This is a genomic window from Legionella birminghamensis (assembly GCF_900452515.1).
Taxonomy (GTDB): domain Bacteria; phylum Pseudomonadota; class Gammaproteobacteria; order Legionellales; family Legionellaceae; genus Legionella_C; species Legionella_C birminghamensis.
Map to the genome: position 1 here is coordinate 3371971 of NZ_UGNW01000001.1, position 15287 is coordinate 3387257.

The following is a 15287-nucleotide window of genomic DNA, read 5'->3' on the forward strand; positions in this document are numbered from 1 at the left end:
GCTGGGCTGTAAAGCCCGGCAATCCAGGAAATGAATATGTCCCTCTTGCGATTTGCAGTTATTGGAAACCCCATTCAGCATAGTCTTTCACCTGAAATACATCAGTCGTTTGCAGAGCAGATCGGAATTGAACTGGAATACCAGCGGATACTGGGAGAGCCCCTGCATTTTAAGCAGCAGGTTACTGATTTTTTCCAACAGGGCAAAGGCATGAATGTTACGCTGCCTTTTAAGGGGGAGGCGTTTCAGCTGGCAGACATTGCCACTGAGCGCTGCCGCCAAGCAAAAGCTGCCAATACCTTATGGCAGAATCAAACCAAGCTGTATGCCGATAACACTGACGGTATCGGCTTAATTAATGACTTAAAGAGACACACTTCCCTTCACAATAAGACTGTTCTGATTCTCGGCGCAGGCGGTGCCGCACGCGGCATTATTTATCCATTATTGGAACAAGGGATAAAACAGCTGGCAGTTTATAATCGAAGTACCGAGCGTTTGCAGATTTTAGCCAGGGATTTCCCGGATATTGCCCCTGTTCAGTACAATCAGCTCTCCCGCCCCTTTGACATTCTTATTAATGCCACGTCGATCAGCACCACCCGGCAATCCATAGAACTTCCTGATGTACTATGGTCAGCACAACCCTTCTGCTATGATTTGGCTTACCAAAGAAATGGACTCACTTCTTTTGTAGCCGAAGCCCAATTGAAGGCATGCCAGGCTTTGGATGGATTGGGAATGCTGGTGGAGCAGGCAGCGGAAGCCTTTGCGATATGGCATGGAGTGAAGCCCAGGACTCAACCGGTACTGGAGATGCTGCGTAGATAGTTAAGGAATCTAACCCATGCCAGGCAAGAACTCCTATCTGGATTGCTCCGCCATTAGCTCGCAAAAACGGTAAGACTACCAGAGTGGTCGAATCCCCGCGGCAACGACCGCGGGGCCCACATGATGCCTATTCAGGGTATCAGTCTTGTGCTTTTTTAGTCTCTTTTTGGCAACATTGCAAACTTAAAGAGCATTTTCGGCCACCAGACATGGGCCCCGCGGTCGTTGCCGCGGGGATTCGGAGACCAGAGTTAATCTTCAAAAAACTCCAAAACAATTTCCTTTGAAGCGAAAGTATCTTCATAGCCCATTTTCAAAAGCTCGCGCGTAAAAGGGCTTTCGAACAGCAGAAAGCTTAGCAAATCCCCTGAGTGGCTTTTCGCACCCAGCATGTTTAATAGCAGACGCAGTAAAGAAGGCATACTGTTATATTGGGCTTGCGCTACCGCGCCAATATCTGTACTCGGACGCAGATGCAGCGTTTGTACTGGCCGCCAGGGCGCATTTCTCTTTTTCCACAGCGAAAGAAGCTTGGATATCTCATTCATTCGATTAACCATTTCAATATCGCGATCCAGATTATCCAGAAAAAGTCCATTTAGCATGCTGCCGAGAATTCTGGCAAAGCCAATTTCGCCATTATGCAATTTTTCATGATGGAAGACAGGCAGCTGGCGTGTACCCAGAACTAAGATTTTCTCAGCCTTGAAACGAATCGCTCCGCGCAAAGGCGAAACCAAACCCATACTGCCATCACCGTAATGAAAATTCTCGATTCGAGTGGTCGGAAAAAACAAGGGGAGTGCACTGGACGCCAGAATATGCTCCATTTCAAGCGTTGCCGGCTGGCTTGTATGACGCGGATAATGCCAATCTTCAAAACCGTCTGCATGGGCTTGGTAAAAAGAAATCGTTTGCTGGGCATCATAGCAATAAGTAATGACCTCCATTGTCCCCAGCTGCGCATTCAGGATGTTTTCTTTTAAAACTTCAAAATCAATATTACTGCTGATGAATTCGCGCAACGGACTGGTATCGAGCAGATGTCCGGATTGTCTTTGCTTGATGACTAGATTGCTAACATTGCGAAAAACCGATTTACTCAACGCATAATTACTGGCATTAAAGATCTGCTGGCAGCAAATATTACTCCATAAATACTCCAGCTTTTCTGCGCCTTCAAGGAAATTACCTGCGTTTTCAGCCAGCACCGCGGCATTGATACTGCCTACGCTGACGCCGCTAATCATTGCGAAGGGCAATTCCCTCACATTCAAAATTTCTGCGATTGCTTTGATAACACCGGCTTGATACGCGCCACGGGCTCCGCCGCCGGCCAGATAAAGGGCTACTTTTGCCATATTCTTATTATTTATTAGATCCTGCTAGGAATATAGAGGAGAGCATGCAATGATGGCAAGTAAGAACGTATAAATTTATATACATTGAATATTAACTTCATTTTTTGTTAATGATTACTTGCTATATTAAAAACAATAACGGGTAATTAATTATGACGCATAAAGAATCAGAATTACTGGCATCAACTTCCTATCAGCAAGCACTGAAGAGGCTTAAGCAGATAAGGGAGCCGCTTGGTCCCCCCGAGCCGCCCAACAAAAAAGCCCTTTTGTTAGCGCTGCTTAAACGAATCCCATTACTCTCTGGGTTTCTTCACAGCATAGACGGTGCCGGGAATGCCCTCAGTAAACTGGCGATGGCCCAGGGTAATTTTTCAAGTGCGGTTCAAAACGCCAGCCGCGGTTTCCAGATTGGCGGTGCCGTTTTAGCAGGGATTGATTTTGTCCGCATCCCGCTTATTTATTTGGCTGCCTATATGTTGGGCGAAAAACTGCCTTTCAGCCTTTCAAAAAATGCCCGCCTGATATACTCAGCCGTATTACTTGGCATCGCCATTACCGCAGTGGCTTTTCCACCCGTTGCCCCGATTATGGCAATGACTGCCGCTGTATTGGGTCTGGGCCTTAGCCTGGTGACCTTAGGCAAACACCTGCATTCAATCTATCAGGCTAAAAAAGAGCTCAAATCCATTAATCTGGCAATTAAACTGGAAGAAACAAATCTGGAGAATTTGCAAGAACAGGCCACAATTTTTGAAAGACAACTAACAGCGGCCATCCAGTCCGACAATCAGGAAGAGGCCAGCCATCTGTCCACACAGATAGACAAATTGAGCGAGGACTTTGAAAAGCTCAAGCAGGCAATGCATAATTTGCAAAATCGTCGAATTTCCCGCGAAGATAAGCTTAAACGGCTAGGAGGGATGGGTATCACCGATAAACTCGTGGGTATTGCTGTATCATCCCTGGCATTGGCCGGCATTGTCCTAAGCCTGTTTTTTCCTCCGGCAGGGCTTGCCCTGATTGCAGCCAGCGCTGTAGCCGGCGGGTTATATGTGCTTGGACGCGTCGGTTTTCCCCTTCTCAAACAAGCCTGGAATAGTCTATTGGGAAAAGGAAAAGCAACAGGGGTAAAGATCGAAGCACAGGATGATGACAATACTGAAAACGAGCAAAAAGAACTGCTTGAGGAGAGCAAGCAAATTTCACCGGAACCAACGCCCGAGCCAAGCCATGATCTGAAGAGCGGCATGCCCTCCCACAGCTCAACCCTGCAAGCCGAATTGAATCTTGAGGGACCAGAATCCCCCAGTATTCTCAGACGTAAACTGGATCATCTCCATTGGGTAGATAACACCGAGCGAGAACTGGATAATGCGATTGAACACTCTGATCAACGGGCCATTCTGAGAACGTTCAATCAGATTGCTATTCACTTTCAAAACGACCAGCATAACGTAAATCAGAATACGATAGAGGATCTCCTTGAAGAATTTGAGTGCACCGATGCAGCCCTTGCTTTGCTAAAACAGGCAAAACAGGCTGTTATCGATCACCAACTGGATATATCCCCGACAGAGATTAATGCACTGCTGGATTCTGAACCGCTAAGGGTTGCCCTGCAAAAACGGCAAATCCATTTCCAGCCGCTGATCGATGCGCTTGCAAAGCAGGGTTCAGGAGAAAACGAGGGGGATGGCGATGCTGAGCGGGAGGGAATAAAAGAAAAGGTTAGCAATGGATTTCCCTAGCATCCTGCTTTTTGTCACAGCCTTGTTTTTTCACAATTATTTCATTGCAAACTTATTTAAACTCGTATAGGTTAAATAGATGTGCGTTCATTTGGCGATATTCGGAATATCGAACCCACTCACATTAATAATCGCAAAGGACTGATAAACATGCTGAAACTGTTTCGGAAGCAACCCCGGGCTTTTCATATGATTTTCATGCTGGAGATTTGGGAGCGTTTTGGTTACTACACTGTTCAGGGAATTTTAACGCTTTATTTTATTCGCTTTCTGGGTTTTAACGATACTGATTCATATTATACTTTTGGCGCGTTTTCTGCTCTGGTTTATGGAATGGTTGCTTTTGGCGGCTACCTGGGCGACAAGGTGTTGGGCACTAAACGGACTATTATTCTGGGGCTTATCACCCTTGCTCTCGGCTATTTGTCATTAGCCCTTGCCGATACCAATACTGTTTTTCTGGCTCTTGGCCTTGTCTGTGTTGGGAATGGACTTTTTAAGGCGAACCCTTCCAGCTTGCTGGCAAAATGTTATGCAGAGAATGATCCGCGTTTACACGGTGCATTCACTTTGTACTACATGTCAATCAACCTGGGTTCCACAGTGGCCTTATTCATTGGTCCAATATTTGCCAGCCGCTATGGTTATTCTTATGCTTATTTCGCCAGCTTTATTGGCCTGATGCTGGGTTTGGCAAATTATTTTTTTCAAAGAAAATTTGTAGAACACATCAATACACCGGCCGACTTAAAACAAATTCCCCTCTGGCTATGGATGGGAATAGTAGCCGGCATAGCTGCTATAACTTTGCTTTCCTCCTATCTTTTGCAGCATGTCAATATTGCCAAGGACCTGGTCTGGGTTGTGACTGCTTTCGTCGTGGGGGTTTACTTTATCTATATGCGCCGCGAGCACCAAGCCAGCTTCATGCGCATGCTGGTCGCATTTATTCTGATGCTGGAAGCAATAGTCTTCTTTACTTTATACCAGCAAATGCCCACTTCCTTAAATCTGTTCGCTGTAAATAATGTCAATCCCATTTTATTGGGATTCGCTATCGATCCGCAAAGCTTTCAAGCCTTGAATCCAATCTGGATTATTGCCATGAGCCCAGTATTGGCAATTTTTTATGGCAAATTGCACCATCATGGTATTTCGTTCTCAATTCCTTACAAGTTCGCAGTGGGAATGCTGTGCTGCGGCCTCGGTTTTGGACTCCTGTATTTCACCCGTTTCATGCATGATGGCAATGGGGTGGTTTCATCCTGGTGGTTGATTGCCAGCTATTTTTTCCAAAGTACAGGGGAACTCCTGGTTTCAGCGTTAGGAGTTGCGATGGTTGCCGAACTTGTTCCTGCCGGGATTGCCGGTTTCGTAATGGGCATGTGGTTTCTCACCTCTTCAGTAGCTGGATTTATCGGTGCATCAGTAGCATCCCTCACTGCCCTGCCAGCCCATATTAAACCCGGGATAGCCTCACTGGAGATTTACAGCAATGTGTTTGCTGGCATCGGTCTGGTGACGCTGGTTATCGGAGCCGTCATGTGGCTGCTTGCAGGCAAACTGAATCAGTTTATTCAGACAGCCCCTGGCAAGACCTGCTCGGAATCCGAGTCTGAAATAAGCAAACAAAATTTAAAACTTTTACAAACGTCCTGATTGCATACAGGGCAATAGTGAATTGCCCTAGTATTTTTTTGTTGAATAATCAGGTAGCTTTAGAGGGTGTTTCAATCTTCTCCAAGGAAAAAACATGCATAATTTTATTAAATTCTCGTTGCTCAGTAGCGCCATTCTCTTTGCTTCAGCCTGTGGCATGAATTCACCCGATTATCTGGATACCCCTTCTACACCCATGACAGCCGCACAAAAAGCGATTGATGGAAGAATTATTGGCGGTCTCATTGCTTTAAATCAAAATGAAATTGCAGCGGGGCAGCTTGCAGAAGCGAAAGCGGTTAGTCCTTCTGTTAAAAATTTTGGTCAGATGATGGTTAGAGAGCATGGCGCTAATCTGTCCACCACTGAAATGGTTGCTCAGCGGACTGGAATTACGCCGATCAATGGACCAGTTGCTGCAACGCTAAAGTATAAAGGGAAAATGGAGCTTGCCAAACTGAAGCGTTTAAATGGTCCTGCTTTTGACAAAGCTTATATCGCTGCGATGGTGAAAGGCCATGCAGAAGCATTAAAATTGATTGATACCAAGTTAATGCAACAAGCGGTTAATCCCATGCTGCGTGCGCATCTTGAAAAAACGCGCGCTCATGTAAGCCAGCATTTACAGGAAGCACAGGCGATTCAACAGTCCATTATGTAAACCCCCTTTTTTGCTGGGCTTTACAGCCCAGCCTACCTCTCCAATTTTTCCCTTTCTATCGATTTTCTGGTTCAAAATGAGTACAATGCTGACTTTTCCAATGGAATTGATCATCAATGCATACCCTGCAAACAACCTGGCAGAAACTGTCAGCTTATAATCTTGCCCCTCTTTGCCTGATTGTTTTATTTTTTGTCGAACCTTTAAGCTCTACCGCAAAGAGCATATTTCTGGGACTGTCGGTACTCGCTATTATTTTCACTCCCCATTACCGGGAAAACCTCTCTGCAGTATTTCGCAAGCCATGGAGTTTGCTGGCCACCGCCTTGTTTTTTCTCGCTTTGCTGGCAAGCTTCTGGAGTCCGGCCAGTATGGGAGAGAAATGGCTGGTTATTGAGAAATACAGCAAATTTGTATACCTGCCCTTGCTAACACTAGGGTTTACCGAAGCTGATACACGCAGAAAGGCAATACACGCGTTTCTGGCCGGTATGCTCCTAACCGGCATACTCTCCATTCTGCAATCGAAAAATATCATTCCCGGGGGCCAGGTGAATGCTGATGCCGTTTTTCGAAATCATATTATGACCGGCATCATGATGTCTTTTGCTGCTTATTTATCGGCTTTTTACTTTTTCCAAAGCAAAACAGCGAGCCGCTATGCGTATGCATTAATTTATTTGCTGTGCAGCTATCAGGTTCTTTTTATCAGCACCGGACGCACTGGCTATGTAATTTATCTCTTATTAATGGTTACCTTGTCTTGTCAGCTTTTCAGCAGGAAACAGGCCCTCATAGCAATTGCCCTGATTCTGGCATGCTTTGCAGTCTGTTATAAATTAAGCCCGGCTATGAATTTTGGCATTCATCAGGTGAAAGCGGAGCTTGATTATTATCATGCCTATAAGGACACCTCTGTGGGTTATCGTTTGCAGTTCCATAATTTTGCCAAACAACTATTCAAACAACACCCCTTATTCGGCAACGGAACTGCAGGGTTTACTTATTCCTTTAAACTGCATAAACCTGTACCTTCCTGGGATCGACGGCTTCTGGAACCGCATAGCCAGTATTGGCTGATTGCGGTGGAATTCGGGGTGGCTGGTATTCTTTTATTTGGCGCCTTTTACTTAAGCTTGATTAGTGTAGCCAATCGATTGAAAGAATACCGTTTCACAGCATTAGCTTTGCTGTTGGTTTTTGCAGTGGGGAATATTTCTGATTCCTTGTTATTTTACTCAGGCTCGGGTTATTTCTTTATTGCCTTCATGGCATTGTGCCTTGGTGAGTCCATGGAGAATCGGCGGGGGTAGCTCCATATCGAATCCCCGCGGCAGCGACCGCGGGGCCCATGCCTGTTGGAGTAGCATGGTTCTCAGACAAGTTTCAATGTTGCCAAAAAATAGGATTTAACAGATAGTCATAAACTAGTGTTCTTAGCATTAAGTTGGCTTCGCGTGGGCCCCGCGGTCGAAGCCGCGGGGATTCGGTTTCGCCTACGCCCCAGGGATTCGGTTTCGCCTACGCCGCGGGGATTCGGTTTCGCCTACGCCTCAGGGATTCGATGGGTCTGCACCGTGGGAATGCGATTCATCCGACTCCTGGGCTTCCGTAGCCTCCAGAATAGCCTTCTTTTCATTAAATAGCATATCTCGTGTGGTTTTCGAGAAATCCACCGCTGCTTGCTGCGTTTTACTAAAGAAAAGTCCACGCCCGCTCACACCTCCGCCAACAGCGCCTGCACTACCGAAGAGAAAGGCTGCAACGCCCATGGCTATAACTGTTCCGAAACCAGCGCCTTTAACTGCACCGATGACACTGCCTGCACCGGCTCCGACAACAGCTCCACCCGCATGGCCGAGAATAGAACCAACGGTCACCCCTACTATAAGCCCAACAGCAGCGCCAATAATCGCTCCTAATAAACTGCCCGCAAAAATGCTGGCTGCTATCGCAAACTGTTGCATGGCACTGGGCTTTATTGCTTCTTCCTCAAAGGTTTTTACTGCGTCCATGAAAGAATCAATTGCTGCCAGCCTTTCTTCAGCAGGCAATTTGGGATCAACGACTTTCTGATAATGTTCACTGAATGCCTGCATCAACTCCCTGCTTTCGACAAGGATTTCGCCAATTCTTTTGGTTTCGCTCTCTAAATTACCCTTAAAATAAGCATTGCATAAACGGCTGTGCAATACTGATTTAAATCGGTTGAGACTCGCACCCACAGGCAGTAAAGGATTTTCACCCTGTGAATTTTTTAGATCGTGATAGGACTGCGAAATATTAGGCAGTAGCAACGCATCTATTTCTTTCAAGGTATTGAACAATTCATTGTTCTCTGCACGAAGCTGCTGATAGAACTTCTGTAAGTATTGCTGCTTGGGTGTCGGGCTGCTGATATCTGCATGCAGATTATTGAGTAGGTTATTCTGCTCAGAACGCGGTAAGCGGCAGAAATGATTCAGGAACAGCGTTTTTGCATGCTGTTGCTTGGAAAGCATATTATTGGTAATAAATTCTTTCAGCGATGCGCCCAATGCATTAAGATTGTTTTTGGCATCATGCGGGATGGGTGCGCCAACCCGCTTGGCAAATCGAATTAAAACCTCCGGTTTGTTTCTGTAAGTCTCTATTGCTGTGTCTATTTCCTCTTCTATTTTAGCAGCTAATTTATCCTGGCTAATCATTGAAAATCGCGCTAAAACATGAAAAAACTCGTTCCCTTCCATTAAGGCCGCTGGTAATTTTTTATGATAAGCCGGAGGGCCGCTCGAAGAAGGTCTATAACGAATTAAATCCAATAACTTGTTTACATGGATTTTTCCATCCAGATGGCGGTTAAAGAGGCGGAAATCACCTAAAGAACCGCCAAAATCAATATGTGCAGCCCGTGTATTATTCCTGGCTGGGATAATATACGATTTGCCTTCAACTTCTACACAATACTCAATGACATTATCGGAAATAATTTCATAATCACTCATGCCTGAAACCGATTTTAACAAATTAGTTTCAGTATCATATTCATGCACTTTTTGTTTATAATAAATCTTTGAACCAATTTCCATTCGTTCAAAGGGCTGCCCGTTATGAGGCTCCTCTGTCCAAAGCACAAATCCCTGATAGCTGCCATTACTGATAAGGGGGAGATAATTTTTTGGCCCGGAGCGCTTTATTGGAACTGCACCAATGTTTTCATAATGCAAGTCAGGATCATCGGGAATTGCCCTTAAGGCCAGACCTACCGTCAGATCCTGATATCGGCCTGTGCGGATCATCACATCAATGGCAGGATCATGCTGTAAATAGGAAGGGCGATGCTGAGGTAAGACCTTCCAGTTAGGTACCGTGTCTTTTAAAGGCTCTTCGGTGGGCAGATGGTAAGCCAAATGAGCGTCTACAAATAAATCTCGGTATCCATCAAACACTTCTGAGGCAATATATACGCCGTCACTCGCAGTAGGAACATAACTTACATTAGCAATAACATCAGGATTTTCGCCAGTTTCACTGGCAATGAAGCGCATTAACTGACTGGAGAATACTTCGCAGATATTTTTATCTTCCTGCGGGTCTTTTTTTAAATAGGCCAGTACCGGTTCTTGATTATCTGCAAAATTAACCTGGTATAAACCGCCATGCAATCCCGCATCATTTGCACCGCCCGTTTTTCCTCTTAAAAAACGCCAGTTCTGCAACCGATATGCAGCGCTCGACTTTTCTTTATCATATCCATCAAAAGCGGTCAGTTTGGAGGGCATAATCAGTGCATCACAATTGAATATTACACTAATTATAGAAACACTAGCTTAAGAAATTATTAGCAATATCCGCTTTTGTAATAAAAACGAAATATTTTAGAAAATATAGCTCTGACCTCTTGCGACGAAGCCAAGAAACCCATCTGCCTGGGCATCCGGCAATTTGCAGGGGTTATAGTGATATAACCACATTTTCTTTTTCAATTCAGCAGGAATAGTAACCAATTCTTTATAGTGTGCATGTACACCACTCGGGAATGTCTGCGTTTCACAATCATGGAAAATTAGGTCGGCCTCTTTGTAAAAATGCATCATTTGATCAGGTACATACTGAGTATCGGCGGTAAAGAAAATTTTTGTGGAATTATATTCAAACATTAAACCAAAACAAGGCATTAATGAATAATCATTAAATACGTGAATCATTTGCACTAACTTGAAAGTAATTCCCTCCCATTCAAAGGTGCCGTATTTATTAATGGAATGTACATTAAAATAGGTCTGCAAACTGGCTCTTTGATGAGGCAAGGTACTTAAACCTCCCGCCAGGGATTTTGACCATAAATCACCAATAATCGCCTCTGAAGCAAACAGCCTTGGTTTTCCCTTATAGCGATCATCAAAAAAAGTACTTAATGCAAACCACTCCAGTCCTCCGATGTGATCACTATGCAAATGACTGATGTAGACGCTTCGAATGTCATGGTAGTCAATTTTTAAATCATATAAGGCAAAACGAACGTCGGAACCCGCATCGATTAAAAGACTTTCCCCATTCAACTGCAGTAATACATTGGACTGGAAATTATTATGTCCCACCGTAAATGCAGAGCCTGTTCCTAGAAAAGTCATTTTAAGTGACATATTTGCTTACCTTATGGATCTAACTACATTACTGGGTCGAAGGAAAATCTGCTCCATTTGCAGCCAGGGTATTAGCCGGCTGCCCCTTCGTACTCCATTGATACACTTCATAATCATCTACCGTTTTGCCGTTACTTACAAAACCGCTGGTATCCTCTGACGGTTTTATGGAGGTCTTTGATATGGCAATGGTACCCGGCTCCGCATGTTTTTGCATATGCCCCGCTATATCGATAACCTGATCAGTAATTTCTTCCAAAGGTAAACGTTCGTCATAATAAATTACACCTGCATGAATACCGCAGCGAATGGCGAAATCCCTTGAAATCTGCTTGATCTTTTTATTAAAGTCCTCTAACTGAATTATAGAAGCCTGCGCGGCATTCACGGCATTATCTACGGTATTAAAACAAGCCATTACCCCGTCAGGTGTCCAGGCTGCCTTTACGCAGCCATTTTCATCCAGATTTTTCTGAACCATTCTTTTAAATCTTAGAAAATCCAGTTGGATAAGGGAGCGATCTTCCTTTGTTTTCATGCCGGTTGAGTCAACCACATCAATGGACAAAAAAGCAAAGTATCTTGACATCGCCTCCAGCTTCTTTTTAAGAATCATAAACTCCTGATACAGCTTTTTTGAAACCCTTTTGTTCTTAGTCGTATTAATCTGCTCGAGTTTTTCTTCCAATGCAAGATATAAGCTGTTATTTCGTGCAATTTTGTTTTGATTACGCCATGCCAGCAACTGTTTTTTCTGATTAAGGTAATAGGCATACCTTCTGATACGCTTATGAAGGTATTTAACATTCGATGACAAAATCAAAAAAACGATAATTTTAATCAAGCCGGTCAAATCATGTTCTTTGTTAGGAGGAACTATTGACATAATCACTGCGTCGATTGGTTTTGAAACAGGCTGCTCAATTTTTTCAAGTGCAGAAATGTATTGGTTATTCCCCCACTCCGGCTTCCATTGCTTCAAATAGGGAATCAGGAATAATAATATTGCAGCAAATAATGCAATGCGTACTAAAAGTAAAAGCAGAGATACTGTTCTTAATAAGAAAACAATCATTCTGTTCCCCTTAAAATCACTCCAATTTAAACAATTAAATCATGCGTTCTGAAAATCACTTCTCCCTCTTCAATCCATGCTTTGGTAATGGAATATTCCGGCAGCTCAATCCAGGTTGTCCTGTCATTGGTTAATGGCTCCGAGGCAAACAAAATATTGTTTCGTCTATCGAAACCATGCATTTTATATACGCCGTCATAAACCCCATATTGCTCACCGAAAGTAACCCAGAGACTATGATACTCCAGGAAGGCTTTCTGCACCTTGCTGGTATTACGGCCAAAATCGTACACAAAGCGCGTAACAATAAGGTATTTGCCATTCGTAACAAAAAGATTGACCGGTGAAGCCAATTCAATACCGCAGTGCTGACGCACTTCACGGATAATTCTCAAGGTCTCAATTAATGCATCCCAGGCTTCATCAAGCGGAATGTCACGGGTGTAATCCTGCAGCTGCGACAGGTATAAAGCATACATCCACTCGCTATCGGTTGTTCCCCTAATTTGCGAAAAAATCTCTGGTTTGATGCGGTTCGCCAGCGGTTGCTGCATTAATGATAAATGCTCAAGTGTGCCATTATGGGCAAATGCAAGCTGAGTATTTTCCAGCTTGAAAGGATGTACATTTTGTTCGGAGACGGTTTCGCTAGTGCTATATCCCACCCCCCTTACATGCCCAAGAAAGCAACTTGCCGATATTTTTTTTGATAAGCGGTGCAGGTTTTTATCAAAGAAAGGGAGTTGAGTGGTTTTATAATAGAAAGGCTCGTCTGGACTATAGGAGCTTTGAGACCAGGCGCAAAAGCCAAGGCCAGCCAGATTCTGGATATGGTGCATCAGCTGGGGAGCATAGCTTTGATGGGCGAGAGAGTTGTCTGGACCATAAAGCAAATCATAAATGGGGGTTTCCTGCTGTCCCAGATATATCAGTACCCTGCACATATATTTCCTCACTTTAACAAATCGTGGTATTCGCTATCAATTCGAATAAATTGACGGTTTACTATATAAACCGAACGGGCAATGCCACGATGAATATACTGACTAATTAAATAGAAAAGTTCCGGCCGCGCTTGCTGTAATTGGAAATACGCCTCATCGTCCAACTCCAGGACGATACTTTTTTCACAAGTCACATAATTAGCATGTTTTCTGAATTCAGCCAGAAAAAAATTCTCCATAAATAGTTCACCCACTCCAAATACTGCAATTGCTTTTTGCAATTTGCCGTTTTCTTTAAAGAAAAGCATTACCGCGCCAGAGTAAATTAAGGCAAGGCGGCGATTATCAGAGTTATCGGTTACAAAACGATAACCTCGATCATAGCAACAGATGGACATGCGTTTAAGCAAATACATCAGTTGCTCTCTGTCCATTTCGCGAAAAAAACTTAAACGCGCCAAATGCTCCAGATCCAAACCTTCTATGCTTAATGTTTCCCCTCTGGCTTGGGGATTTGGCAAATGACGTGCATGGGCACTCACCCAGTATTCTTCTGGCAATTGCCGGAATAATTGGGTCATGTGATTAAAATTGGCAACAATTTTTTCTGCTGTCTGAGCAGCGATTGCCTTTTCTATCTTATAAGCGATTTGCGGCGCAGCGACCCGCAGCATCAGCAAAACATCCTGCGTCAGCACAAAGCAAAAAGTATCGACTTCGGCAATGATATTTGCTGTAAAAGGGGCATGCGCCAGAAAAGCGACTTCCCCAAAAAACTGCCCCGGTTGCAAAGTAGTCGCTTCCTTGGTGTAATCGCCAGGCAAGGCAATCCATACAGAGACCAAACCATCTCTGATTAAATATAAATCACCGCCTATCCTCCCCTGACGAAGAATCGTTTTCCCCTGGGGAAATAATTGCTCCTTAATGTAGTCAGAAAGGAATAACAGCTCATCCTGGGTAAGCTGTTCAAAGAAAACCATTCTGGATAATGCCTCAAATTTATTCTTGTCCATGATTGCTGTTAATAGACCCTTAAGTGCAAGTATAGACCAGTGCGGATAACTGTTTAAAATCAATATGGTTTCCGCGTCATTTCCAGCAGAGTACTTGCAGTGTAATATGTTGCCAAAAATGATTTAGAGGGGTGTATAGTGAAACGATTCCTGGATTCTTACCTGTTTTCTCTGATTCTAATCCTGGCGCTTCTCCTGGGCGGGCTGTTTGCCTATTTTTTTAAGCAGCAGGTCATTTACCTTAAACCTGCAGGCGACATTTTTCTTAACTTATTATTCACTTCAATCGTTCCCCTGGTTTTCTTTAGCATTACCTCGGCTATAGCACGCCTGGGCTCACTGGAACGCCTGAAAAAGATAATGTGTAACATGGTAGTGGTATTTTTATGCACCAGTGCTCTGGCTGCCTTATATGCTTTGATGGTCGTGAAATTATTTCCTCTGGATGCTTTGCCCAATTTAGTGTTAAACACTACGCAACCGTCTGAACCAGTCAATTTAAGCCAGCAAATTGTCAGTATTTTCACGGTACCTGAATTTTTCCAATTGCTTTCTCATCAGCATTTGCTATCGCTCATCCTTTTCTCTCTGCTAGTCGGCATTGCCGCGGCGGAGACCAAAGAAAAATCCGGGCATTTTATTTCATTTTTACAGACAGGAGAGACTCTGTTTATGCGGGTCTTTTCGTTGATTATGTATTTTGCCCCCCTGGGCTTTTTTGCCTATTCTGCTTCCTTAGTCGGCGAGCTCGGGCCACAAATTTTTGAAACTTATTTTCATATTGCGCTTACTTATTACATTGCCGCCGCGCTTTATTTTTTTGTTTTCTTTAGTCTTTATGCCTATCTTGCAGGGGGGAAGGGCGGATTGACGATTTATTGGCAAAATATCTTTCTGCCGGCAATCACCAGCCTGGCCACCTGCAGTAGCGCTGCCAGTATTCCCGCAAATCTGGCGGCAACACGGAAAATGAATGTGCCGCTCGAAATTTCCGAAACGGTCATTCCCCTGGGCTCGCTTATTCACAAGGACGGTTCAGTTATTGGCGGCATGTTTAAGATTGCATTTCTGTTTAGCCTTTTTCAGCTTGATTTTAATTCGGGCTCAGCGCTGATCATTGCTTTTAGTGTTTCACTATTGGTGGGGACAGTCATGGGGGCCATTCCCAGCGGCGGAATGCTGGGGGAGCTGCTTATCTTGAATATTTATGGTTTCCCACCCTCGGTGTTAATTGCGATTGCAGCCATCAGTATTATCATAGATCCGCCGGCAACACTGCTGAATGTTACCGGAAATAGTGTCAGCAGCATGCTGGTGGCAAGATTAAGTAATGGGAAGCGATGGCTGTTGACGGGGGAATGAAA

The 15287-nt window shown here is 44.2% G+C and carries 12 protein-coding genes; 6 read left to right on the top strand and 6 right to left on the bottom strand.

Features of this window, described 5'->3' with window-relative positions:
- Positions 1-36: 36 nt before the first annotated feature.
- Positions 37-831, top strand: coding sequence for a shikimate dehydrogenase (gene aroE / locus DYH42_RS14375; protein WP_058522587.1), 795 nt, complete (start codon positions 37-39; stop codon positions 829-831).
- Positions 832-1082: 251 nt separating this feature from the next.
- Here aroE and DYH42_RS14380 read toward each other — a convergent pair whose 3' ends face one another.
- Positions 1083-2192 (bottom strand): patatin-like phospholipase family protein, encoded by a 1110-nt coding sequence (locus DYH42_RS14380; RefSeq protein WP_058522588.1) that lies wholly within the window; start codon positions 2190-2192, stop codon positions 1083-1085.
- Between the two features lie 152 nt (positions 2193-2344).
- Between DYH42_RS14380 and DYH42_RS14385 the strand changes: the two genes are divergently transcribed.
- The 4 genes from DYH42_RS14385 (at position 2345) to DYH42_RS14400 (ending at position 7576) form a co-directional block, all read left to right on the top strand.
- Positions 2345-3943, top strand: coding sequence for an AAA family ATPase (locus DYH42_RS14385; protein WP_058522589.1), 1599 nt, complete (start codon positions 2345-2347; stop codon positions 3941-3943).
- Between the two features lie 150 nt (positions 3944-4093).
- Positions 4094-5602, top strand: a complete 1509-nt coding sequence (locus tag DYH42_RS14390) for an oligopeptide:H+ symporter (protein ID WP_058522590.1) — start codon at positions 4094-4096, stop codon at positions 5600-5602.
- Between the two features lie 94 nt (positions 5603-5696).
- Positions 5697-6263: a DUF4142 domain-containing protein gene (locus DYH42_RS14395; protein ID WP_058522591.1), complete on the top strand. Its 567-nt coding sequence runs from the start codon at positions 5697-5699 to the stop codon at positions 6261-6263.
- A gap of 116 nt (positions 6264-6379) precedes the next feature.
- Positions 6380-7576, top strand: a complete 1197-nt coding sequence (locus DYH42_RS14400) for an O-antigen ligase family protein (protein WP_058522592.1) — start codon at positions 6380-6382, stop codon at positions 7574-7576.
- Between the two features lie 240 nt (positions 7577-7816).
- On the opposite strand, the gene DYH42_RS16475 is transcribed toward DYH42_RS14400, so the two are convergent.
- From DYH42_RS16475 to DYH42_RS14425, 5 genes are all read right to left on the bottom strand, one after another.
- Entirely contained in the window at positions 7817-10024 is a 2208-nt protein-coding gene (locus DYH42_RS16475) for a glycine zipper family protein (protein WP_058522593.1), read from the bottom strand.
- 96 nt (positions 10025-10120) lie between these two features.
- A complete protein-coding gene (locus DYH42_RS14410; RefSeq protein WP_058522594.1) occupies positions 10121-10888 on the bottom strand; it encodes an MBL fold metallo-hydrolase in 768 nt (255 codons plus the stop codon).
- 28 nt (positions 10889-10916) lie between these two features.
- The gene (locus DYH42_RS14415; RefSeq protein WP_058522595.1) at positions 10917-11963 is read right to left on the bottom strand and encodes an adenylate/guanylate cyclase domain-containing protein; all 1047 of its coding nucleotides are present in this window, start codon (positions 11961-11963) and stop codon (positions 10917-10919) included.
- A gap of 26 nt (positions 11964-11989) precedes the next feature.
- Positions 11990-12907 carry a class II glutamine amidotransferase gene (locus DYH42_RS14420; RefSeq protein ID WP_058522596.1) on the bottom strand — a complete coding sequence of 306 codons (918 nt, stop codon included), beginning with the start codon at positions 12905-12907 and terminating at the stop codon, positions 11990-11992.
- Between the two features lie 8 nt (positions 12908-12915).
- Entirely contained in the window at positions 12916-13923 is a 1008-nt protein-coding gene (locus DYH42_RS14425; protein ID WP_058522597.1) for a cyclic nucleotide-binding domain-containing protein, read from the bottom strand.
- A 135-nt stretch (positions 13924-14058) separates the two neighbouring features.
- Between DYH42_RS14425 and DYH42_RS14430 the strand changes: the two genes are divergently transcribed.
- On the top strand, positions 14059-15285 hold the full coding sequence (locus tag DYH42_RS14430) for a dicarboxylate/amino acid:cation symporter (RefSeq protein ID WP_083503054.1): 1227 nt from the start codon (positions 14059-14061) through the stop codon (positions 15283-15285).
- Positions 15286-15287: the final 2 nt, after the last annotated feature.

Coding starts and splice junctions, on each gene's coding strand:
- DYH42_RS14380 (WP_058522588.1), bottom strand. CDS start 2,192: ATGGCAAAAGTAGCCCTTTATCTGGCCGGCGGCGGAGCCCGTGGCGCG.
- DYH42_RS14415 (WP_058522595.1), bottom strand. CDS start 11,963: ATGATTGTTTTCTTATTAAGAACAGTATCTCTGCTTTTACTTTTAGTA.
- DYH42_RS14395 (WP_058522591.1), top strand. CDS start 5,697: ATGCATAATTTTATTAAATTCTCGTTGCTCAGTAGCGCCATTCTCTTT.
- DYH42_RS14420 (WP_058522596.1), bottom strand. CDS start 12,907: ATGTGCAGGGTACTGATATATCTGGGACAGCAGGAAACCCCCATTTAT.
- DYH42_RS14390 (WP_058522590.1), top strand. CDS start 4,094: ATGCTGAAACTGTTTCGGAAGCAACCCCGGGCTTTTCATATGATTTTC.
- DYH42_RS14410 (WP_058522594.1), bottom strand. CDS start 10,888: ATGTCACTTAAAATGACTTTTCTAGGAACAGGCTCTGCATTTACGGTG.
- DYH42_RS14400 (WP_058522592.1), top strand. CDS start 6,380: ATGCATACCCTGCAAACAACCTGGCAGAAACTGTCAGCTTATAATCTT.
- DYH42_RS14425 (WP_058522597.1), bottom strand. CDS start 13,923: ATGGACAAGAATAAATTTGAGGCATTATCCAGAATGGTTTTCTTTGAA.
- DYH42_RS16475 (WP_058522593.1), bottom strand. CDS start 10,024: ATGCCCTCCAAACTGACCGCTTTTGATGGATATGATAAAGAAAAGTCG.
- aroE (WP_058522587.1), top strand. CDS start 37: ATGTCCCTCTTGCGATTTGCAGTTATTGGAAACCCCATTCAGCATAGT.
- DYH42_RS14385 (WP_058522589.1), top strand. CDS start 2,345: ATGACGCATAAAGAATCAGAATTACTGGCATCAACTTCCTATCAGCAA.